This is a genomic window from Chryseobacterium sp. T20, from assembly GCF_047345655.1.
Classification (GTDB): Bacteria; Bacteroidota; Bacteroidia; order Flavobacteriales; family Weeksellaceae; genus Chryseobacterium.
On record NZ_JBLFDU010000001.1, the window covers coordinates 921,354 to 944,745 of the forward strand.

Consider the following 23,392-nt stretch of genomic DNA (forward strand, 5'->3'; position numbering starts at 1 on the left):
TAATCAATATTTCCTGATGATGTATTATTTTCAATATCCTGAGAATTGCTGGTTTAATTTTTACAGACCTTCAAATCTGTACTCGTTATTAAGGAACTGATCTGTAGCATCTTCAATGGCATAGTCACCAATCTTGGTACGTCTTAGCTGTGTCAGATAAGCTCCTACTCCCAATTCCTGGCCGATATCATGGGCAAGACTTCTGATATAAGTTCCTTTTGAACATCCCACCATAAAACTCACCAAAGGAAAATCAATTTTGATATCCTTGATGTAATGGATCGTTGTTTTTCTTGCTTTCATTTCCACTTCTTCACCCGCTCTGGCAAGGTTGTAAGCTCTTTCACCATCAATTTTAATAGCCGAATAAACGGGTGGTTTCTGTTCAATTTCTCCAACAAATTTCTCCAGAACTTCTATTACCTGTTCTTCAGTAATATGGGAAATCTCCTGTTGAAGAATTTCAGGCTTTTCAGTATCATAGGATTCCGTCTGTACACCAATCTTAATCTCTGTCCAATATTCTTTGGGAGCATCCTGGATCTCAGGAATTTTCTTTGTAAATTTTCCACAGCAGACGATAAGAAGCCCAGTTGCTCTGGGATCTAAAGTTCCGGCGTGTCCGATTTTAAATTTTTTAGGAAGATCAAACTCCCTTTTAAGTTTATATTTCATTTTATTGACAGCCTGGAATGAAGTCCAGTCCAAAGGCTTATCCAATAAAAAAATGTATCCTGATTTCAGTTCTTCAGCAGTCATGAATGGGTATAAAAGATTTCTTATTTAAAGAAATAAAAATAAATCAACAGGGCAACTCCAACAAAAATACGGTACCAGCCCCAAGGTTTGAATCCATATTTATTAAGCACTCCAATAAATGCTTTAATGGCAATAAGCGCCACAATAAATGCTACAATATTTCCTACCACGAAGATCATAATGTGATCCTGTGAAGCCATAATCATTTCATATCCTTTCTGCGGATTAGGTGTTTCTTTTCCCCAGGTTTTAACGAAAACAGAATATACAGTTACTGCCAGCATCGTAGGTACAGCAAGGAAGAAAGAGAATTCTGCAGCAGCCTTTCTGGTAAGACCTTGTGCCATTCCTCCAATGATAGAAGCAGCACTACGGCTTGTTCCCGGCATCATCGCAAGACACTGCCAGAAACCAATGGTAACAGCATTTCTTATAGTAATTCCTTTTTCATCATCAATCTTAGGATTCTTAAACCATTTATCGGCAAACAGTAAAACAACACCCCCTAAAACCAATACGGAAGAAATCGCAATCTGATTTCCAAGAACAGCTTCAATTTTATCATCAAATAAATATCCTAAAACCAATGCCGGAACTACTGCAAATGCAAGTTTGAAATAGAACTGAATATTATTTAAGTCAAAAAACTTTTTCCAATAGGCTACTACCACAGATAAAATAGCTCCAAACTGAATAGACACCTGGAACATTTTTAAAAATTCTGTTTCCTCCAATCCCATAAGATTTGCAGTAAATCCCATGTGTGCAGTAGAAGAAATCGGAAGATATTCTGTTAACCCCTCTACAATGGCAATGATAATTGCTTTGATTAAATCCATATTCCTTTAAAAAATTAAAAGATTAAGAGATCCGGAAACTCAGAATACATGATTCTCAATTTCTTAATCTCTTAATCTCAAAATATAAAAATTTATTTATTTTCTTTTTAAGATCGCGTACACTTCTATGACAAATCCTATAACCACAAACAGAGGTGCTATTCTGATTCTTCTGATAGAAAAGATATCGTCATTCCATGAGTTAGGATCAAATTTCCCATCTACAGTATTGGCGTCAGGTCCCATCATCAGTAGAAATCCTACTACAATAAATGCTAATCCGATCAGCATCCATTTGAAATTCTGCTGTCCAAAATAGAAAGCGTTTTCCTGTGGTACTTCAGCTTCATGTCCAAAGTCTGAAGCGGAAAATTTATTTGTTTTTTTGCTCATTATTAAGAGTAATATAAATCGTCAACGTTTGATTTTAAGAATCTCCATGTAGCGAAAATTGTACTTAAGACAGAAATAAAAATTCCTACTCCAAGTACCAGGATAACTAACCAGAAGTACTGATTGTTGTCCTGTACGAAAGCTGAACCAATCTGACTTGTGAAATAGTACCAAACTCCACCTAACGCCAGAAGACCTATTACAGAACCGATAGCTCCTAAAATAATAGCTTCCACGATGAAAGGTTTAAGGATAAATCTTCTTTTCGCCCCTACCAACTGCATCGTTTTAATAATAAATCTCTTCGAGAATATTTTCAGACGGATAGAGTTGTTGATCAATACAACCGCCAATATCAAGAACAGTACTGAAAATCCTAAGATCCATTTCAGAATTCTGCTCAGGTTATTGTAAACATCTACCATCAAAGTACTGTCATTTTTAACATCGATAATTCCAGGAACAGATTTGATCTCTTTGATGGCTTCATCAATTTTTGCTGGATCCACGAATTCCGGTTTTAAAGCTACTTCAATAGAAGAAGGGAAAATATTTTCTTCAAACAATGCATCACTGTCGATTCCCATAGTTTTTTTGGCTTCTTTAGCCGCCATATCCCTTGAAATATAAGTCGCTTTTTTTACAGGCGCTAATAACTGTACCTTTTTAAAAGTTTCTTCCTCAAGTTTTGCAATTTTTACAGAATCTTTAGCGTCATAGTTTTCATCAAAGTAGGCGTTCACCACCAACTGTTCTTTGATATAGTCAGAATATTTCTGGGCATTAATCAGAATAAGCCCCATTAATCCTAACAAAAATAACACTAAGGCAATACTTATCACTACTGTAATATTGCTGGACCGAAGCCTTTTCTTATTAAATTCATCTACAGATTTAGCCATTAATATTAAAATTTTTGGCTAAAATAGAAAAAATCTTCCGAAATTTGGGACGAAATAAAGAAAATCACTGTTAATAAAATCATAAAAAACTTTGAGTGTAAAAGCAAAAAAACATCTTGGACAGCACTTCCTGACAGATGAAAATATCGCAAGAAAAATCGTAGAAGGTCTTAGTTTTGAGAACTATACCAACATCATGGAAGTAGGTCCCGGAATGGGAGTTCTTACCAAATATCTTCTTGAAAAGGATCAGAACATTTACCTTGCCGAAATAGACACGGAATCTATTGAATACCTGAAAAACAACTATACGAAAGTAACGGAAGAGACTTTTGTAGGAGATTTCCTGAAGCAGGATTTCAGTTTTATCAAAGACGATCAGATTGCTATCATTGGAAATTTCCCTTATAACATTTCATCACAGATTCTGTTTCAGATTGTAGATCATTACCAGTTGATCCCGGAAATGGTGGGAATGTTCCAGAAAGAGGTTGCTGAAAGAACGGCTGCTGTTCCGAGAACTAAAGATTACGGTATTCTTTCTGTTCTGATACAGGCGTATTATGATGTATCTTATATGTTTACGGTACATGAGAATGTCTTCAATCCTCCGCCAAAAGTAAAATCGGGAGTCATCAGACTTACAAGAAATCCTAAGGAAGGACTTGCAGGCAATGAGATTCTGTTTAAGCAGATTGTAAAAACAGGTTTCAACCAAAGAAGAAAAAAGCTGTCTAATGCTCTGAAATCATTAAACATTCCTGAAGCCTTAAAAGGACATGAATTTTTGGATAAGAGAGCGGAAGAACTTAGTGTTGCAGATTTTATACACTTTGCGAATCTCTGGAAAGAAAATCAATAAGACAATTATTATAAAAGCTCCTCTGTCAGGAGCTTTTTTGTTGAATAAAGTACAATAACCTTATTCGTTAAAAATAGAAAGCCTTTCAAATAAATTCGAAAGGCTTTCTTTTATAGTACATTATCAATTTTAGTTTCTGTTCTTCAGCATGATCCATCCTGACCAGTTCATCTGAGCTTTTGATTTTGGATACTCAAAGTTGAACTTATACCAGTATGTTGCTGTAGGAAGTCTCTTACCACCTACCGTTCCGTCCCAGGTAGGATTTTCTTTTGAGAATCTGAACATTTCTACTCCATATCTGTCATACACAGAACCTGTAAAGTTTTTAAAGTCTCCAAGAGCCTTAAGATCCAGTACATCGTTGATTCCGTCTTCGTTCGGAGTAATGATATTGTTGATCTGCAATGTAAAGAATTCAAGAGATCCCACACAATGTGTCCCTACTCTTCTTACTAAAACAGTGTAGTTTGTATTATCTAAAAGGTTAGTAAATACATTGGAAGCCTGCCATGTAATACCGTTGTCAATAGAATATTCCAAAGTACTTGGGGTATTGTTCATTGGCGGGTTTTCCGCTGTAATTGTTACTGACTTTTTAATGCTTTCATAATTTAAAGCGGTAACGAAAGGAGTTGCTGCTCCCATTACTTTAGCTTCAAAAACTTTCTTACAGATACCGTTATCAATTTCCACTGAGTAAATACCCCATTGGTTTACATTAATTTTCTGCGTTGTAGCACCTGTGCTCCAAAGATATTTGTAACCATCACCAGCTCCTGCATCCAGCGTAACAATATCACCTACACACATTTCAACATCTTTTAATGTAGAGGTAATTTCTGGTGTTACTTCAATTCTAATTGTTGCCGGATTCAGAGATTTACATCCTTTTGCTCCCAGTGCATATACTGTAAATGTTGTGGTTTGGTATAGAGTAACGGTCTGCATATTCCCTGTTCCCATGAAATTGCTCCAAAGATAAGTATCTCCTCCTTCAGCAGTAAGGGTTACAGATTCTCCCGGACAGATTTTTATTCTGGAAGCTTTCACTTTAGCCGTTGGGGTTGCTTCTTTCTGTAATGTCAGTTCTACAATTTTGCTACAGAATCCTCCATTGGAAACAAGTACATACAAAATCTGTCCATCGTTACCATTATAGTTTAAAGGAGTCTGAATATAGTTGTTATTCTGTGCAACAGCATCCGCCTGATTTTCGTAGAATTTAAAGATAGCTCCAGGCGTTGGGCTGATGGTAGGCATAATTGTACTTAAATCAAAAGTAGTAATATCCGGTGTGGTACAAAGCAGCAATGTTGCATCCTGAGCCAAAGGTGTTGTTCCTCCGTGAATCTGTATGGAAGCTTTACCCGGACATGGATTACCAGGAACACTTACTTCGATAGTATAAGTACCAGGCTGTATTGCGGTAATTGTATTAGTCGTTGCATTAGGTACTGGTGCACCGTTATAGAACCACTGATATACAAGGTTAGGGTCATTTACAGAAGCTGTAATTACCTGAGGTACATTATCACATACATTGATGTCTGAAGGTAATTTTGTTCCTGCAGGATCTAAAAGGTCTACTCCAATATTGAAAGATCCTCCTTCAAGGAATACCGCAGAGTCATAACTGTGGTCACTGTAATCGGCAATTACCATTTTGAAGTGGTATTGCTGTCCTGCTACTACTGTTGCCGTAGCAGTTAATGGAATCGTTCTCCCGTTAAAATTTGTTTCAACGTTCCCTGTGTTATATCCTGCAAAATATTGTTCGTTTACGGCACCACAACTCCCTGGAATTGCAGGGTGGATATTGGTAATACTTACCGGTCCTGCTCCTCCCGGAAGTACAGCCATATTTACATAAGGGCCACCTGAAGTAGGTCTCAATAAGATAGCAAATGCATCTGCAAAGGTACAAGGGAACGAACCTGTATATTCTTCTGAAGCGATCAGATAATTAAATTTAATCTGAGAGGTTGTTGGAACGAAATCAAACTCCAAAAGTACAGCATCATTCAATCTACTTTCCACTACTCCAATCACCTGTGCAAGGTCAGCATCTGATCCTCCACCGTTGACATCACTAAGCCCACCTTCAAAGGTGTTACCAGCTCTTCTTGCATACCCTGTAGAAAGAATAAGCCCGTCTTTAAAAGGGAAATTGGTTGTAGCCTTATGAAAATATCCCCATGCTCTGTCCGCATCACTTGGAGCGTGGTTAGGAGTAATCTTCACATTGGTTACATTGGGAGTAAGACAGGTATTGGTCCCGGATGAGATCAATACATCTTTAACCATTTTTTCAATAGTGTAAGCGGTTTCAGGATACTGCGGAGCGTTTACATCAATAAAAGCACCAGCCCTTCTGGATAGATTTGAAGGAATTTCTTTTGCCTGTTTTCGCGGAGGCAGATCTTGTGAAAATAAAAAAGTCGAGATGACTAAAAAAAATAAACAAAGCGGTAGATATCTTCTCATAATATTTTTGTTTCAACAAATTTAATTTTTTTTTAAATATATCATATACATATTTACATTTTTTACCATAAAAAAACAAAATAAGAACCTCTTACAGTAAATTTTCATTAATCAATCCCTATTCGGACAAATCATAAATGGTGTGGTAGCATTGTATTACAAAATATTTTAACACATTCTCCCCCCTATTCCAAATAATTCACAAAACACAACAATATTTATTCTTAAAAACAACAAAATCTTTCATGGCTGAAAGATTCTGTTGTTGATTTTTTATTTTAGTAAATTCTAGTTTCTGTTCTTTAAGAGAATCCAACCTGAACGTTGTTCCATTTTCTTGCTGGCCGGATTTTCCCATTGTACCCTGTACCAATACGTAGCAGTAGGAAGATTGATTCCTTTTAAAGATCCTGTCCATATAACATTTCCTTTACTTGCTTTGAATACTTCCGCTCCGTATCGGTCAAAAATTGAAGCGGCGAAGTCTTTGTAACCGCTTATTCCAGTGAAGTCGATGGTATCATTTACTCCATCCATATTAGGAGTAATGGCATTGCTGATAATAAATGTAAAGTAATCCAGTGAAGTACCACATTTGGCACCTTTCACTCTTACCATTACAGAATACATCGTATTATTCAAAACACCTGTAAATACATTGGATGACTGCCATGTTAATCCTCCGTCTATAGAATATTCCAGAGTTCCACCTGTAGGATTACTTGCCGTAAGTGTAAGAATATGGTTATCATAAACAATATTGGTAAACTGTGGCAGATCAGGATTAATAAGCTGTGCAGAGAATGTTTTGGAACAAACCCCATTGCTGATTATCACAGAATACGTTCCGGGAATATTAGTCGTTATCGTTTGAGTTGTTGCTCCTGTACTCCATACATAAGTATAGTTAGGTCCTGCCCCTGCATCCAGAGTTCCTTTATCTCCGGCACAGACAAATACATCTTTTAATGTAGAAACGATCGCCGGAACTACTTCAATAGTAACTTTAGCAGGATTCACAGAGCTACATCCGTTTCCTCCTAATGCATATACTGAATACTCTGTTGTTACTGTAGGCGTAACTACCTGTGTGTTTCCGTTTCCTGTAAGTCCTACCCAGTTATAAGTGATTCCTCCTGTAGCAGTTAATGTTACAGATTCACCTTCGCAAATTTTTAATTTAGATGCGGTAAGACCTGCTATTGGTGGACCAACCTGAACTGTAACAGTTGCGGGCGTTGCAGAAATACATCCGTTAGCTCCAACTGCAAATACCGTATATACAGTAGTTGTAGTAGGTGAAACCACTTGAGTACTTCCATTTCCTGTAAGACCGTTGCCCCAGTTGTAGGTTACCCCTCCGGAAGCAGTCAACGTTACAGATTCTCCAATACAAATACGAGGTTGTGATGAAACTAATGCAGCAACCGGTTGTACTTTATCTTCCTGAACTGTTACTGTAGCAGTAAATGAACAGCTAAGGTTTCCTGGTTGTGATATGTTAGTAACTGTCAAAGTATATGTTCCACCAGCGCTTACAACAGGGGTAAGTGTGTTACCTCCTGATACAATAGTTCCTCCGGTTGTTGTCCATGCAATTGTAGATCCTGCAGGAACTACTGATGCTGAAGCATTGATAGTAATCTGAGGAGTAGTACAGGTAATTGTTTGTGGTGCAGCAATGGTAAGAGTAGTTTGGGCTGTGCTTAATAATTGCAGAGATACTACATAGCTACAACCTCCATTGCTTACTAACACATAAATAGTCTGGCTTCCTCCTGGAGGTGTATATGTTGTAGGTGTTGCAATAAAGTTTCCATTAGCTGCATTGGCGTCAGCCTGATTGACATAGTAAGTAAAAGTAACACCTGCAGTAGTTGTAATCTGAGGCTGAGCTTCAGTAAGATTATAAGTTAATCCTGGCTGATAACACTTGTGCAGTGTTGCGTTTTGTGCTGTAAAAGGTTCTGAAACTTCTATTGTTATCGTTGCAGGGTTTTGAGAGACACAACCATTTGCTCCTACTGCTGTTACAGTATAAGTAGTGGTAACAGTAGGTGAAACAACCTGTGTACTTCCGTTTCCTGTAAGGCCATTACCCCAGTTATAGGTAGCTCCGCCTGAAGCGGTAAGTGTTACAGAATCTCCTTTACAGATTTTTATTTTGCTTGCTGTAAGCCCAGTAACTGGTGGAGCACTGTTTCCTGTTACGGTCACAGTTCCTAAAGCTGTACAGCTGATATTTCCAGGCTGGTACACTTTTGTAATCGTTAAAGTATATGTTCCTGCCGCATTAATGACAGGGTTTAAAGTAGTTCCTCCTGAAACAATATTTCCTCCTGTAGTTGTCCAGTTGAAAGTCGCTCCTGCCGGATAAACGGAGGCTGATGCATCCAGTGTAGTCTGAGAGGTAGCACAGGTAAGTACAGCCGGAGGGGCAATAGTAGGCGTCATTTGTGGCGCTTTTACCAATTGGAGTTGTGCTACTTTTGCACAGAAACCGTTTGCTACTCTTACGTACACTGTTCCACCTGCACTCTGATGAGCTGTTGGATTAGGAATTGTGTTGGCGTTTCCTGCATTAGCATCCGCCAATGTGGTATAGTAGGTAAACACAGCTCCCGGTGTGGTACTTATTGAAGCTTGTGCTGATGTTAAATTAAAAGTTGCATTTCCCGCAGCATAACAGGCTGTCAATGTAGCATTCTGTACTGTAGGAGACGTTCCGCCTACCACAGTGATCGTAGCCTCTCCCGGACAGGTATTTCCCTGAATGAAAACCTTAACGGTATATACACCTGGCTGTGTTGCAGTATAACTTGCATTCGTAGCTCCTGGAATCGCATTAGTACCTAAATACCACTGGTAGGTAATATTGGGTCCCTGAACAGAAGCTGTAAAAGTCTGTGGTGTATTATCACACATATTTACAGATGCAGGAAGCTGTACACCTGCCGGATCCAGAATTTTCACCCCGATATCAAATGATCCTGCTTCAAGAAATACTGCTGAATCAAAGTTAGGATCCTGATAATCTGCAAGCACGATTTTAAAATGATAGGTTTGCCCCGGAATTACGGTTGCCTTTGCTGTAAGAGGAATGGTGCGTCCGTTAAAATTGGTTTCAATCTGAGCAGTATTGGTTCCCCCATAATAAGCTTCATTTTTAGGCCCGCAGTTTTGATATTGCGGGTGAATATTCGTTACACTTACAGGTCCTGCTCCTCCCGGAAGTACTGCAAGGTTGGTATAAGTAGGATCGGTGGATTTTTTTAACAGCAAAGCGAAACCATCTGTAATAGTACATGGAAAGTTTTGCTGATATTCTTTAGAAGCAAATAAATATCTGAAAGTAATTTCAGTAGAAGCAGCTACAAAGTCAAACTCTATAGAGGTTGCATTGGTTAGGTTATTGTTAGCAATCCCTAAAGCGTTCGCAAGATCTACATCTCCTCCGGTTCCCAGATCATCACTTAATGTTCCCTGAAAAGTATTCCCAGCTTTATTGGCATATCCGGTTGAAAGTATAATCCCTTTACTGAAAGGAAAGTTGGTATTTGATTTATTAAAATATCCCCAGCTACGGTTCTGATTAGTGGCAGACAAGTTCGGAGAAACGGTTACATTACTTACCGTTGAACTGGTACAAGTAGAGCCTCCTGATATAAGTACATCATTGATAAGTTGGGTTATAGGATAGCCTGATTCCGGGTAACTAGGTGCGTTTACATCTATAAAAACACCGGCCCTCAAAGAAGCAGCTTTAGGTTTTGCAGCAATTTCTACCCTTCCTTTATTTTGAGCCCAAATAAAGTTCCCCATGAAAGCTAAAAATAACGCTAAAAATAAATTTCCTCTCCTCCTATTTAACATTTTATATTATTTTGAACAAAAATACTATTTTTTTTGATTGAAATTCAAGTTAACACAATTTACATTATTACTAACGCAAATTTATTTATATTAGAATATCAACTCTGTTTATTTTAAAATAATAAAAAAAGACTGACGAAATAGTCAGTCTTTCAGTTATAGTTTAAATTATTCTATATTTTTAAGTAATATCCATCCTGTTTTTACAGTAAGTTCTTTACTTGCAGGATCTTCGAAGGTTACCTGATACCAATAGGTAGAAGTAGGAAGCTTTTTGCCCTGGAAATATCCGTCCCAATATGGGTTGATCTTCGCTGCTTTGAACACTTCTCTTCCATATCGGTCGAAAACCTGTCCGCTGAAATCTTTATAATTAACCACCCCGCTGAAATCAATAACATCATTAATATTATCACCATTTGGAGTAATTACATTTTTCATCACGAATGTAAAGAATTCAAGGAAACCTACACAGCTGGTAAATTTAACCCTAACTCTGATCGAAATGACTTTATTTTTAGGCACATTATTAAACACATTGGAAGACTGCCATGTAACCCCGTTATCTACTGAATATTCCAGGATACCGTTACTTGGATTACTTGCTGTAACAATCATAACTCCATTCTCACTATAATCTACTTTTATTACCTCAGGAATCACGGCTTTAATAACCTGAGTTTTGAACTCTTTTGAACAAACTCCGTTACTGATCGTTACCGAATATTCTCCAGGAGTAGCTACTGTAATGCTCTGACTTGTTTCACCAGAACTCCACTGATACGTATATCCAGGACCTGAACCTGCATCCAGAACAATTTTATCACCCTGACAGATGTGTCCTCCTTTCAAGTTTGAAACAATGGCCGGTACTACTTCAATGGTAATACGTGCCGGTTGAAGAGATTTACATCCCTGAGCTCCGATAGCATATACAGTATAGGTGGTAGTCTGAGTTGGACTTACAGTTCTTATTCCTCCGGTGGTGCTTGCAGAATCACTCCACTGGTATGTTACTCCACCTGTAGCTGTAAGCAATACAGATTCTCCGGCACAGATTTTCAATCTTGGTGCTGTAAGTAAAGCCGTTGGTGTTTCTTCTTTTCTTAAAGTTAATGTTGCAATCTTACTACAGAAAGCTCCATTTGAAACCAGTACATATAATATCTGTCCATCTGTACCCGCATAGTTGGTCAGATTGGTGATATAACTGTTATTTTGAGCCTGTGCATCAGCCTGATTCGCATAGAAACGGAATACTGCTCCCTGCGTTGTACTGATAAGAGGTTTTGCTGTTTCCAGATTAAAACTGGTAATTGCAGGTGTTGTACAGAGTTTAAGCTCGGCATTCTGTACGGTAGGGCTCGTTCCTCCGATAATGGTAATAGTAGCTTCACTTGGACACTGATTCCCCGGAACCATTACTTTTACCGTATAAACTCCCGGTTGGGTAGCTACATACACAGCACTGGTTGCCCCTGGAATAGCTACTCCATCTTTATACCACTGATAAGTCATTCCTGGAATTGCTGCTACCTGCGCTTTTAACTGTTTCGGGGTATTATCACACATGTTGATGGTACCTGGTAACACGACTCCAGCTTCATCAACAATTTTAATTCCCACATCAAAAGATCCTCCTTCCAGGAAAACCGCAGAGTCATGGGAAGGGTCTTTTGCATCTGCCAATACCATTTTGAAATGATAAGTCTGTCCCGGAATTACATCTGCAATTGCTGTTAAGGGAGTTGTTCTTCCAAAATAATTGATCACTAAGTGCGGATTCGCCAATGCTCCAAAATAACTTGCATTGATAGGTCCACAGCTGAATCCGTTTCCAGCAGGAACAATATTGGTAGCACTTACAGGCCCTGCACCTCCTGGCAAAATGGCAAGATTAGTATAGGTAGGATCTCCAACTTTCTTTAACAAAAGAGCAAATGCATCAGAATATCCTGTACAAGGATAGTTGGAAGTATATTCATCTGAAACGAATATATAATTAAATTTTACCTGGTTTGAATTCGGGACGAAATCAAATTCAAGAGCTACTGCATCCGTTAAGCTGACATTGGCTCCGGTAGCTGCTACAAGATCGGCATCACTTCCTGTTCCCACAGATTGTCCAACAGCAGCCACATAATTATTCCCTGCTTCGGAAGCATATCCTGTAGTCAGGACAATTCCGTCCGTAAAAGGAAAATTGGTTGTTCCTTTATGAAAATACCCCCAGAATCTGTTGCTGTTGCCTACTTCATGATTAGGAGATACTGTAACGTTGGTCACATTGGCTGTTGTACAGTTGGTACCGCCATTGATCAAAATATTCTTTACCAACTGCTCCGGCGTATAGTTTGAAGGCGTATAAGGAGGTACATTCACATCAATGAATGCTCCGGCCCTGAGAGCTGCAGCAGAGGGTTTTATCTTTTCTGATTTTCTGACAGGTCTCGTTTGAGAAAATGCAGAAGCAGAAATCAATAAAAAAGAAAAAAGGAAAAAATAGTTTTTTAGTCTATAGATTAACATTTTGTTTTCATTTGTTCAAATGTAGCAAAAATAATTATACTAATTCAGCCTACAACATTACTATTTTATAAATAGAGCAATAGATTCATAACATTTTTTTCTTATCATTACATTTTCCGTAAATCATGAAACCCAAAGATTCAGACATAAAAAAAACAGACCCCATAGAATGGATCTGTTTATATTTTAATACTCTTTATTCCGGCAGTTTATCATCTTTTTTCAATTGGTCTATTTCATTCTGCAACTGGGAGATAATATCTTTTAACGCTTTAATTTCGTTCTTGTTCGAGCTTACATTGCTCTTGAGTATTACGTTTTTCGCTCTTTCATTGTGATCTTCTTCATCTTCGTCTTCATTGATTTCTTCAATATCCTCACTGATTTCCTCAATATCTTCCTGAATGTCTTCGATATCCTCGTTGATCTCTTCAATGTCTTCACTGATTTCCTCAATATCCTCGCTGATTTCCTCAATATCTTCCTGAATATCTTCGATATCTTCCTGGATATCTTCAATTTTCTCGTGGCTTTTATTCACAGACATCTGAATGAAGATCGCCAGATAAATAGCTTCCAGAGAAAGTACAGTCGTCAGGATAAGAAGCATTTTATCAAAATCAACAATATTCAGCATCGGAAGCAAAAACGAAGTAAGAAACAAGAGGGTATGCACAACCAGAGACTGGATAGATCCTATCCATGATGTAATGCTGTCCGCTATTTTTTCAAGAACTTCTGTTTTTTCGTTATATTTTTTCATCCTTTATATTTTTACAACAGTTCCTTTGTTACTCCTAATCCAAACAATGCAAAGTCATATTTTGCAGGGTCTTTTTCATCAAATTTTCTGATGGCAATATCAAGCTCTTCTACGGTTTTCCAATCATTCTGTGTTCGGGAAACCAAGCCTAATTTTCTGGAGATGTTTCCGGTATGCACATCCAGAGGAATAGAAAGATTTTTCTGGTCTATATTCTCCCAGATGCCAAAATCCACTCCCCTTTTATCTTTACGCACCATCCATCTCAAAAACATAATAATCCTTTTGGCAGAGGAATTCTTATAAGGTGAACTGATGTGTTTATGGCTTCTGTGTTTTTCTGTTTCCAGGAAACCACTTCTGAATCTTTCTATCGCGTGCAGAAAGTTATTCTCTGTTTTGTTGACTTCAAATAGACTTTCCAGGCTTTCATTTTCTTTATAAATCCTGTTGAACTGTCTGATGAAATAGGAAAAATCCTGTCCGTTGAACGTTCTGTGAATGCTTTTATCCTGAATACTTTCCAGATCTTTTTCAGAATAATTCATCACAAAATCATAGGGAGAATTTCCCATAACATCAAGCATTTTATCTGCAGAATTAATGATCGATTTTCTGTTTCCCCAGGAGATTGTAGCTGCCAGAAATCCTGCAATTTCAATGTCCTGTTTTAAAGAAAAACGATGTGGAATCTGTATCGGGTCATTTTCAATAAAATCAGGAGCGTTGTACTGATCTGCTTTTTCGTTGAGAAAATCTCTGAGTTCTTCAAATTTCAACATATTCATTCTAAATCTTTACACTCTCCAATGCTTTTGGTAAAAATGTATTGGGAAATATTTCTCTCGCTTCATCAGTAAATACAGTCAAATCTCCATATCTGTTGGAAAAGTGACCTAAAATCAGTTTTCCAACCTGAGCTTTCTGAGCAATGGTAGCTGCTTCCAAAGCTGTGGTGTGACCCGTATAATCTGCCATTTCCTTCAAATCATGTAAAAATGTAGATTCATGATACAAAACTGTAACATTCTTAATAATAGGAATCACACTTTCAAGATAACGGGTATCACTGCAAAACGCATAGGATACTGATGGGGCCGGATCAACAGTCAGAATTTCATTTTTAAGGACATAACCATCGCTTAGTACAAAATCTTTTCCTGCCTTGATATTGTGATAATCGCAGGTTTCAATTTCGCTGTACTTGGCAATCTCTTTCATATTAAGATGCCTGTCTTTCGGTTTTTCTTTAAAAAGATATCCATTACAGTAAATCCTGTGATCCAAGGGAATAGTGTATACTTCTACCCGGTTATCCTCATATATTTTTTCAGAATAATCTTTATCCAGTTCATGATAAATCACTTCAAAACCACGATGGGTTTCTGTAATCTGAAAAATAGTTTCCATCATCTTCTTAATTCCTTTAGGACCATAAACATGCAAAGGCATATCTCTTCCTAAAAGACGGAAAGAGGCTATAAGCCCCGGAAGTCCGAAACAATGATCTCCATGAAGATGGGAGATAAAAATATGATTGATTTTTGAAAATCTTGCTTTTGCCTTTCTCAGCTGTACCTGTGTACCTTCTCCACAATCAATCAGGAAGAGTCTTTCTTCCATTTCCAGCAGCTGTGCTGTGGGTGATGTATTGATGGTTGGAATCGCAGAGTTAAAACCTAATATTGTTAAATAAGTACTCAAATCAATAATTTATGATAACAAATGTACAACAGAAAATATAAATGGGGATTTCGTCCTGATATTTAAACTTAATCAGTTACTTTTAAAAAATCCATAAATAGGTCTAATGCCTGTTTACGGTGACTGATTTTATTCTTGTCTTCAGGATCCATTTCCGCAAAGGTTCTTTCGTATCCTTCAGGAACAAAAATCGGATCATATCCGAAACCTTTGAAACCTTTATTTTCTGTCAATAAATTTCCATGAACTCTGCCTTCAAAATATTGAGCACCGTTTTCATCATAGTAGCACAGAACCGTCACAAAATAAGCTTTTCTGTTTTCAATTCCCTGCATTTCTTCCAATACCTTTTCGATATTTTTTGCGAAATCATGATCTCCGGCATAACGGGCTGAGAAAATTCCAGGTCTTCCATCCAAAGATTCTACTACCAAACCGCTGTCGTCTCCCAAACTTGGAACGCCTGTTTTTTCAAAGCAATATTTGGCCTTGATCAGAGCATTGGCATGAAAAGAATCGCCATCTTCTACAATTTCTTCGTGAATATTATAATTGGTAAGGCTTTTCACCACGCAATCACTTCCCAGTATCTGTTGGATTTCTTCTTTTTTATGTTCGTTGTGTGTAGCTACTAATAATTCCATTTCTATATTCATTTTCAATTTTACTTTTTTAATCGGGTTACTTACATTTCAGCATAATGTACTTTATACTTTTTCATAAAAAGATAATAGAACAAAGAGAAAAGTACAATTCCAACAGCTAGAATAAGCCATTCTGAAACACGAAGAACCTTTGCAAAACTTTCATCTTTACCATAAAGCACCAATAACGACAGGGTTAAATTATTAAACGCATGCAGCAATATCGGCATCAGCAAAGACTTTGTTTTATGATAGACTAATCCCAATACGCAGCCCAGCATCACCGCACTGATAAACTGCCATGGATTTCCGTGAACCACTCCAAAAATAATGGAAGCATACAGAATCGCCTTCCATGGTTCTACTCCTTTATTGATCAATCCTTTCTGGATAATTCCTCTGAATATAATTTCCTCAAAAATCGGAGCCATAATAACGGTCATGATAATCATTACAACAGGATTATCTGTCAATTGGCTCATCAATTGGGTAAAATACTCATAAAATTCACCGAAAAATGGTCCTGTGGTTGGGATCTGAGCGGCAATAAATTCGGAAATAAACATCATTCCCGCCATCATTGGAAAGATGAGAAGGTAGGTAGAAAAATTAACCGATGATAAGTTAAAGTTAAGCCTCTTTTGAGTGGTACGCCTTACAATGAAAAAATCGAAGAAAGCAATAGCTGTAAGGAATCCCACAGAATTTGCTACCATCAGAAACCAGTCTTTCAATTCAATATTTTCTCTGAAAACAACTTTCCAAAAAGTGCTGAATAAAGAAACGGCCATTGTTCCCACGAATAATCCAACCACCAAAACAACACCGCCAAACCATGTGAACGTAAACTTCGGATATTTGCTATTTTCCATCCTTTCTCTGTAAAAGTTTATGAGAAACAAAGATAATTTTTTTGACTGCTACAGGCAACTAAAAAAGGAATTTCTTATTTTCGTTCCTTTATCCATGAACATCACAAAATGAATACAGAATCTCCATTCCAAAGATTTGAGTCTACAACCAACAGATTGATGACCATTGTTCTGAATGTGCTTTTCTTTGTGATCTTTATTCCTTTCGTTTTGCTTTTTGTTTTAGGTCCTATCTACGGAATTTACAAAAGAGGATTTGAAGCTATGCTGTACCCTACCCTTATCAGTTGGGGACTTTCATTGCTGATTTTGATTCCTGCAATCCGCTATTATATTATTAAAAGGAAAAAACTGGCTCATACAATTGTGGTTGATGAAACCGGCCTCTTATTTTATAATTCAAGAAATGAAATTGCAGATCAGATCCTCTACACAGATCTCCGCCCTTCAAAACAGAATTTTGATATTTACACAGTCAATCCCGTGGGATCAGGTATTGCTCCTTTACTGGAGGTAACAATTCTATCAAATAAAAAAGACGAGACTACAAGACGTATTGATATGAATCTCCCTTTGAGAGTGGTAAAAAACAAATCTACTTTGTATGCCCATTTCCTACATGGTATTGTTACTTTCCGTCCTGATTTAACAATAGATCCTTTTGTTTTCCGAAGCTATTCTATTAATACAGAAACATGGAAAGTGAACAGCAAAGGGGTTTCGTTGGGAGGCTGGCTTTTAATGCTGGCCGCACTTATTATTACAGCACTTATATGCGGGCTTGTTTTTTTGTTAACTTAAGCTAAGAATTAATATGATTGAAAAATTCCAGACCATAGAGTCCAAAATCAATACACCCATTACTTATTTTCTAATGGGAATTCTCTGGATCGCTGTCATTCTGATTATGGTGGTAATCGGGGTTGTTTTCAATCTTATTTACAATAATTTCAGGCCATATTTGGAACATGATCTTGGCATTTTTTTCACGCTTCTTATTGCCCAACTGCTTCTTATATTTTGTTGTATCGCTTTGATAATGGCTTTAACGTACAGAAAAAAACAAAAGATCCGAAAAGCCATTGTGGATGAAAAAGGAGTAACATTCTACAACAACCGGAATGTAATCATTGAAACCATATTATATCAAGACCTTCAGCCAGCTCAGAACTCATCCACCGATGTACATGTTTTCAACACCCAGACCGTAAAATCTGGCAAAACGACATTGCAGGTCTACCTTAAAAATGAGGCAGGAGAGATTGGACCAACACGTGTTGATTTCAATTTTGAACTGGTAATTTTAAGCAACCAATATAATCTGTACCGTCATTTTCTAAAAGGGATTCAACACTTTCGTCCGGATCTGAGAATAAGTCAACAAACGATTGATCAGTACAATCTTAGTTCAGAACCACAAAAAACAGAATTTGGGATATTTGAATATATCATGGCAGCCATTGTTATCCTGATTGCTGCCGGACTGGTGTATGTTTTTATGTTGTTAATAAAAATAATAGTCTGATAAGCTGCATTGAAGAAAAGCCAGCTATTGACCGGTTCATAGCTATATTCATCATTCTGAAACCTGAATATCCTTCTATTCTTCTTCCTAATTAATATTGTCTTCATTTAAATTTGAAAACCTCATAAAAAATCACGATTTTTGCAACTTCAAAATACGATATGTCAGACTTAATCAAAGAAATACAAAAAAGAAAGACCTTCGGGATCATTTCCCACCCGGATGCCGGAAAAACAACTCTTACAGAAAAGTTACTTCTTTTCGGGGGAGCTATTCAGGAAGCGGGTGCGGTAAAATCCAACAAAATAAAAAAAGGAGCTACCTCCGACTTTATGGAAATTGAAAGACAGAGAGGGATCTCCGTAGCAACTTCCGTATTGGCTTTTGAATATAGAGACCACAAAATCAACATTCTTGATACTCCTGGTCACAAAGACTTTGCTGAGGACACTTACAGAACCTTAACTGCTGTAGACTCTGTAATTGTTGTGATTGACGTTGCAAAAGGGGTTGAGGAACAGACTGAAAAACTGGTACAGGTTTGTAGAATGAGAAACATTCCGATGCTGGTTTTCATCAATAAACTGGACCGTGAAGGTAAAGATGCCTTCGATCTTTTGGATGAAGTAGAACAAAAATTAGGATTAACAGTTTGTCCTCTTTCTTTACCAATTGGTATGGGAAGTGACTTCCAGGGAATTTATAACATCTGGGAAGACAATATTCAGTTATTCTTGGAAGAGAAAAAGCAGAAAGTTGGAGATTCTATTAAGTTTGATGATATCAATGATACAGCTATTGATGATGTGATTGGTGAAAAAGCAGCCAAAACTTTAAGAGAAGAGCTTGATCTTATCCAGTCTGTTTATCCTGAATTTAACCGTGAGGATTATATGAAAGGTGATCTTCAGCCGGTATTCTTTGGATCAGCTTTAAATAACTTTGGAGTACGTGAATTATTGAATGCTTTCATTGATATTGCTCCAATGCCACAGCCTAAGGAAAGTGATACCCGTCTGGTAAAACCTGAGGAAAGCACTTTCACAGGATTTGTTTTCAAAATCCACGCGAATATGGATCCTAAGCACAGAGACAGACTTGCTTTCGTCAAGATTGTTTCGGGAACCTTCAAAAGAAACGAAAACTATTTACTGGTAAGAGAAGGTAAGAAAATGAAGTTCTCCTCTCCTAACGCATTCTTTGCAGATAAAAAAGAAGTGGTGGAAGAAAGTTTCCCTGGTGATATCGTTGGTTTACATGATACTGGAAGTTTCAGAATCGGAGATACATTGACTGGTGGCGAAAAATTAAGCTTCAAAGGGATTCCAAGCTTCTCTCCTGAACATTTCCGTTATATCAATAACAACGATCCGCTAAAAGCTAAGCAATTGGCGAAAGGTATTGATCAGCTGATGGATGAAGGGGTTGCGCAGTTATTTACGCTTGAAATGAACGGAAGAAAGATCATTGGAACAGTTGGAGCCCTTCAGTACGAAGTTATCCAATATCGTTTAGAACATGAATATGGTGCAAAATGTACTTATGAACCGTTATCTATGCACAAAGCATGTTGGGTAGAAGCTGATGAGAAGTCTGAAGAATTCAAAGAATTTGCAAGATTAAAGCAGAGATTCCTGGCGAGAGACAAGTACAATCAATTGGTATTCCTTGCTGACTCTTCTTTCACGATTCACATGACGCAGGAGAAATTCCCGAATGTGAAATTACACTTCATCAGTGAGTTCAGAGAAAACTAAATAAAAGGCAAAATCGCAAAAAGGCGAAATTGTTTACAATATAGATCCGCAGAAGTTTTCTGCGGATTTTTTTATAATATATCGTATGAAACCACCCCGTCAAAAATTCTTTGAATTTTTGCCACCCCTCCAGAGGATGGGAATTTTTAGATTTCCAAACTCATATTTGGTGAAACGATAAAGTGTATGGATAAATTCAGCGTTCTGTTTGCCATTCCGTGGGAATCCAAATCCACAAGTAATAAAATACTGTTATTAAATGATCCTTTATAAAAGATAAATTCTATTCTTTCCCCATCAAAACCCAGAAAAACGCTTTGTAAATCTTTTGTAAAACAAATACAAAATATTGAAAATACAACAGTTATAATTTTACCAGCACAATACATTTCATTTACAATCTTTACAAGAACTTCCCTTCTAATTTTACTTCATCAAAAAAATTAATCTTATGAAAAAGTTCATCTTACTCGCTGCTGTAGCAAGCACTTTCGTAATGTGTAAAAAAGCAGAAGCTACACAGGATAAAATACATGAAGCAATCCATTCAGCCGACAGTGCGACTACAGCTGCTACAGAAACCGTTGAAAATGCCAGTAAAACAGTAAACCAGGTTATGGATTCTGCCAGTATTAAAATAAAAGACTTTGAGAATACAAAAAATGACATTCAGCAAAAGATAGAGAACACTTCCAAAATGGTAGATTCTTTATCGGATAAAATTGCCAATACAAAACTGGAATCAAAAATTGAGAAAAAAGATTCTATAGCAAAGAAATCTGAAAAAATTGCAGCAAAAGCTCCAGCACCAAAGGTTATTAAAGAAACCAAAATCATTTATAAAGAAAAGCCTAAGAATGACAGTTACGAACTGAATATGCCTAAAGATAAAATGGTAAAATCAGGATATCTTTCTATAACCGCAGAGAATGTGGAAACGGTAAAGGAAATTATCCGGGAAGAAGCAAACAGAAATAACGGGTATATCAAAAGTGAAAATCTTTCTTATGTAGAATCAGCCAGCCCTCATGGAGAGGATCAAAAAGTATATAGTCTGGATATCAAAGTTCCTATGCAGCATTTTGATGGGTTAATGGATGCTATCAATAGCAATGTTGGAGATATTGACACGAAAGACATTCAGGTTTCAGGGCGAAACTACGCTGACAATACCATCTGTACAATCAATGTAAATATCAGCGATAAAGCTAAAACAGAAACAGAGCCTAAAACTTTTGGTGGAAAATCACTGGCTGCCATTGAATCCGGCTGGGATGTTATTACTTCCATATTCCTGTTTATCCTTCCATTATGGCCTTTATTCCTGATTGCCGGTATTGGATATTATTTCTATAAAAAGAAGAATAAAAACATTCCTAATAATGATTCTCACTAGGTTTCAATCTTTCCTAAGGGGAGATTTTTAATATTTTTTTAATTAGGTTTAGAATTGAAGTTCGATACTAATGTTTAATTTTATCAAACGTTAAAAGAAAGTGCTTGCTTATTAGAAAAATAACTCTTAACTTTAAGTATAAGCAAAATGTAAAGAATCTTCGTTGTGAAACAAGGTTCAAAAATAAATTTGGAAATTTTATTTCATATATTAATATTTTGTGATTTGGTGTAAAATAAGGCCCTCATATCGAGAGCCTTATTTGTTTTTATTTCATATTCACTACTTTATCTACAATGAACTTTGTGTTTCCTCTCCAGGGAAGTGCACCATTGTACTCTTTGTAATGCAGATCAAAAGTTTTCCCGCTATTGGTTTCCAGTTGTTTGAAAACTTCGGGATCATCTACAGAAAATTCAAACTCATAGCTTGTAATGGTTCCTGTTTTTCCTCTTCCAAAGCCTTCCTGAATCAGTTTACCTTCATAAGTTTTGAAAACATAACCTTTTTTCATAGCATAGTTCAGGTATCCGGATTTTACTCCTTCCCCGAAAACAAAATAGTACTTATACCAGACAAATACGCCCAGTAACAGCAATACAACCCCAAGGGTGATCCACAAAGATTTTTTCATAGGTAGTGTGTTTTATAAAATGTTATTTTGCGATGCTTCTGGAGATCACGATTTTCTGAATTTCAGAAGTTCCTTCATAGATCTGAGTGATTTTTGCATCTCTCATTAATCTTTCTACGTGATATTCTTTCACATATCCGTATCCACCGTGGATCTGTACTGCTTCAATAGTAGTATCCATTGCCACCTGAGAAGAGTATAATTTTGCCATAGCTCCACTTTCAGAAATATCTTTTCCTGCATCTTTTTCACAAGCAGCTTTGAAACAAAGCATTCTTGCAGCAGTAATCTGAGTAGCCATATCAGCCAATTTGAATGCAATAGCCTGGTGATTGATGATTTCAGTTTTGAACGCTTTTCTTGTTTTAGCATATTTCAATGCCAGTTCGTAAGCACCTGAAGCAATTCCTAAAGCCTGAGAAGCAATACCAATTCTTCCTCCGTTCAATACTGCCATAGCAAAGTTGAATCCGAATCCGTCAGCACCAATTCTGTTTTCTTTTGGAACTTTTACGTTATTAAAGATCAAAGAGTGAGTATCACTTCCTCTGATTCCTAATTTGTCTTCTTTTAATCCGATTTCAAATCCTTCCCATCCTCTTTCAACGATGAAAGCATTGATTCCTTTGTGCTTTTTCTCAGGATCTGTCTGTGCAATTACGATATAATAAGTTGCTGTTCCACCATTGGTGATCCAGTTTTTGATACCATTTAAAAGGTAGTAATCTCCTTTGTCTTCAGCAGTAGTTTTCTGAGAAGTTGCATCAGAACCTGCTTCCGGCTCAGATAATGCAAATGCTCCAATCACCTGCCCACTCGCCAGTGGAGTAAGATATTTTACTTTTTGCTCTTCAGAAGCGAATTTTTCAAGACCGGCACAAACCAATGAGTTGTTTACAGACATCACAACAGCTGCAGAAGCATCCACTTTTGCAATTTCTTCCATTGCAAGTACGTAAGAAACGCTATCCATACCTGCACCGCCGTATTTTGGATCTACCATCATTCCTAAAAGTCCCATTTCTCCCATTTTCTTCACCTGTTCTGCAGGGAATTTCTGGTCACGGTCTCTTTCAATCACTCCAGGTAAAAGTTCGTTCTGTGCAAAGTCTCTTGCTGCCTGCTGAATCATCAGCTGTTCTTCCGATAAATTAAAGTCCATAAAAAAAATAATTAGATAGCCGTAAATTTACACTTTTTAAGCAAATCTGAAAAAATAAATTAAAAGCGGGAAAAAGGCAGGTTTGGGGAGGTTTAATGATAATGAATACACGTTTCGGGATCCGAGATCATGGGTTAAGAAGAGAATATAAAATACCTGGAGAAAAATAAACCTTTATAAAAGAATCATTGAAAATATAAAATCCCCTTTTCAAGGCTTCCGGCCTCCTTTTTGATTCAAACTATTATGGTAAGCATTTAACTAATTCCTAATTATTACATTGAGATGTTT

Annotated in this window: 19 protein-coding genes; 5 read left to right on the forward strand and 14 right to left on the reverse strand. The window is 37.1% G+C overall.

Annotation, left to right across the window (positions count from 1 at the left end; all coding sequences use genetic code 11):
* Positions 1-60: 60 nt before the first annotated feature.
* From truB to ACMA47_RS04145, 4 genes are all read right to left on the reverse strand, one after another.
* Positions 61-759 carry a tRNA pseudouridine(55) synthase TruB gene (truB, locus tag ACMA47_RS04130; RefSeq protein WP_129037073.1) on the reverse strand — a complete coding sequence of 233 codons (699 nt, stop codon included), beginning with the start codon at positions 757-759 and terminating at the stop codon, positions 61-63.
* Between the two features lie 20 nt (positions 760-779).
* Complete coding sequence (locus ACMA47_RS04135) at positions 780-1,598, reverse strand: undecaprenyl-diphosphate phosphatase (protein ID WP_413928788.1); 819 nt, start codon at positions 1,596-1,598, stop codon at positions 780-782.
* A 96-nt stretch (positions 1,599-1,694) separates the two neighbouring features.
* Positions 1,695-1,991 (reverse strand): DUF3098 domain-containing protein, encoded by a 297-nt coding sequence (locus ACMA47_RS04140; RefSeq protein WP_079241025.1) that lies wholly within the window; start codon positions 1,989-1,991, stop codon positions 1,695-1,697.
* Between the two features lie 2 nt (positions 1,992-1,993).
* Complete coding sequence (locus tag ACMA47_RS04145; RefSeq protein ID WP_114821147.1) at positions 1,994-2,893, reverse strand: cell division protein FtsX; 900 nt, start codon at positions 2,891-2,893, stop codon at positions 1,994-1,996.
* Positions 2,894-2,984: 91 nt separating this feature from the next.
* Between ACMA47_RS04145 and rsmA the strand changes: the two genes are divergently transcribed.
* Positions 2,985-3,755 carry a 16S rRNA (adenine(1518)-N(6)/adenine(1519)-N(6))-dimethyltransferase RsmA gene (gene rsmA / locus ACMA47_RS04150; RefSeq protein WP_413928789.1) on the forward strand — a complete coding sequence of 257 codons (771 nt, stop codon included), beginning with the start codon at positions 2,985-2,987 and terminating at the stop codon, positions 3,753-3,755.
* A gap of 129 nt (positions 3,756-3,884) precedes the next feature.
* On the opposite strand, the gene ACMA47_RS04155 is transcribed toward rsmA, so the two are convergent.
* The 8 genes from ACMA47_RS04155 to ACMA47_RS04190 all read right to left on the reverse strand — a co-directional run bounded on the left by ACMA47_RS04155 (position 3,885) and on the right by ACMA47_RS04190 (position 16,627).
* Complete coding sequence (locus tag ACMA47_RS04155; protein WP_413928790.1) at positions 3,885-6,242, reverse strand: choice-of-anchor L domain-containing protein; 2,358 nt, start codon at positions 6,240-6,242, stop codon at positions 3,885-3,887.
* Positions 6,243-6,530: 288 nt separating this feature from the next.
* Positions 6,531-10,115, reverse strand: coding sequence for a choice-of-anchor L domain-containing protein (locus ACMA47_RS04160; RefSeq protein ID WP_413928791.1), 3,585 nt, complete (start codon positions 10,113-10,115; stop codon positions 6,531-6,533).
* A gap of 168 nt (positions 10,116-10,283) precedes the next feature.
* Complete coding sequence (locus tag ACMA47_RS04165) at positions 10,284-12,644, reverse strand: choice-of-anchor L domain-containing protein (RefSeq protein ID WP_413928792.1); 2,361 nt, start codon at positions 12,642-12,644, stop codon at positions 10,284-10,286.
* A gap of 196 nt (positions 12,645-12,840) precedes the next feature.
* On the reverse strand, positions 12,841-13,407 hold the full coding sequence (locus tag ACMA47_RS04170; RefSeq protein ID WP_034695317.1) for a DUF1003 domain-containing protein: 567 nt from the start codon (positions 13,405-13,407) through the stop codon (positions 12,841-12,843).
* A gap of 11 nt (positions 13,408-13,418) precedes the next feature.
* Entirely contained in the window at positions 13,419-14,189 is a 771-nt protein-coding gene (locus tag ACMA47_RS04175) for a TIGR02757 family protein (RefSeq protein ID WP_413928976.1), read from the reverse strand.
* Between the two features lie 7 nt (positions 14,190-14,196).
* A complete protein-coding gene (locus ACMA47_RS04180; RefSeq protein WP_034695314.1) occupies positions 14,197-15,111 on the reverse strand; it encodes a ribonuclease Z in 915 nt (304 codons plus the stop codon).
* 68 nt (positions 15,112-15,179) lie between these two features.
* Positions 15,180-15,755, reverse strand: a complete 576-nt coding sequence (gene rdgB / locus ACMA47_RS04185) for an RdgB/HAM1 family non-canonical purine NTP pyrophosphatase (protein ID WP_413928793.1) — start codon at positions 15,753-15,755, stop codon at positions 15,180-15,182.
* A gap of 41 nt (positions 15,756-15,796) precedes the next feature.
* Positions 15,797-16,627: a lysostaphin resistance A-like protein gene (locus ACMA47_RS04190; RefSeq protein WP_413928794.1), complete on the reverse strand. Its 831-nt coding sequence runs from the start codon at positions 16,625-16,627 to the stop codon at positions 15,797-15,799.
* Positions 16,628-16,735: 108 nt separating this feature from the next.
* On the opposite strand from ACMA47_RS04190, the gene ACMA47_RS04195 reads away from it, so the two are divergent.
* The 4 genes from ACMA47_RS04195 (at position 16,736) to ACMA47_RS04210 (ending at position 21,305) form a co-directional block, all read left to right on the forward strand.
* Entirely contained in the window at positions 16,736-17,428 is a 693-nt protein-coding gene (locus tag ACMA47_RS04195; RefSeq protein WP_413928795.1) for a hypothetical protein, read from the forward strand.
* Between the two features lie 13 nt (positions 17,429-17,441).
* Positions 17,442-18,152: a hypothetical protein gene (locus ACMA47_RS04200; protein ID WP_413928796.1), complete on the forward strand. Its 711-nt coding sequence runs from the start codon at positions 17,442-17,444 to the stop codon at positions 18,150-18,152.
* Between the two features lie 161 nt (positions 18,153-18,313).
* Complete coding sequence (locus tag ACMA47_RS04205) at positions 18,314-19,909, forward strand: peptide chain release factor 3 (RefSeq protein ID WP_114821157.1); 1,596 nt, start codon at positions 18,314-18,316, stop codon at positions 19,907-19,909.
* Positions 19,910-20,360: 451 nt separating this feature from the next.
* Complete coding sequence (locus tag ACMA47_RS04210; protein WP_413928797.1) at positions 20,361-21,305, forward strand: DUF4349 domain-containing protein; 945 nt, start codon at positions 20,361-20,363, stop codon at positions 21,303-21,305.
* A gap of 268 nt (positions 21,306-21,573) precedes the next feature.
* Here the strand turns inward: ACMA47_RS04210 and ACMA47_RS04215 are convergent, their stop codons facing one another.
* The gene (locus tag ACMA47_RS04215) at positions 21,574-21,939 is read right to left on the reverse strand and encodes a hypothetical protein (protein ID WP_034695305.1); all 366 of its coding nucleotides are present in this window, start codon (positions 21,937-21,939) and stop codon (positions 21,574-21,576) included.
* A 22-nt stretch (positions 21,940-21,961) separates the two neighbouring features.
* Positions 21,962-23,101 (reverse strand): acyl-CoA dehydrogenase family protein, encoded by a 1,140-nt coding sequence (locus ACMA47_RS04220; RefSeq protein ID WP_034695304.1) that lies wholly within the window; start codon positions 23,099-23,101, stop codon positions 21,962-21,964.
* Positions 23,102-23,392: the final 291 nt, after the last annotated feature.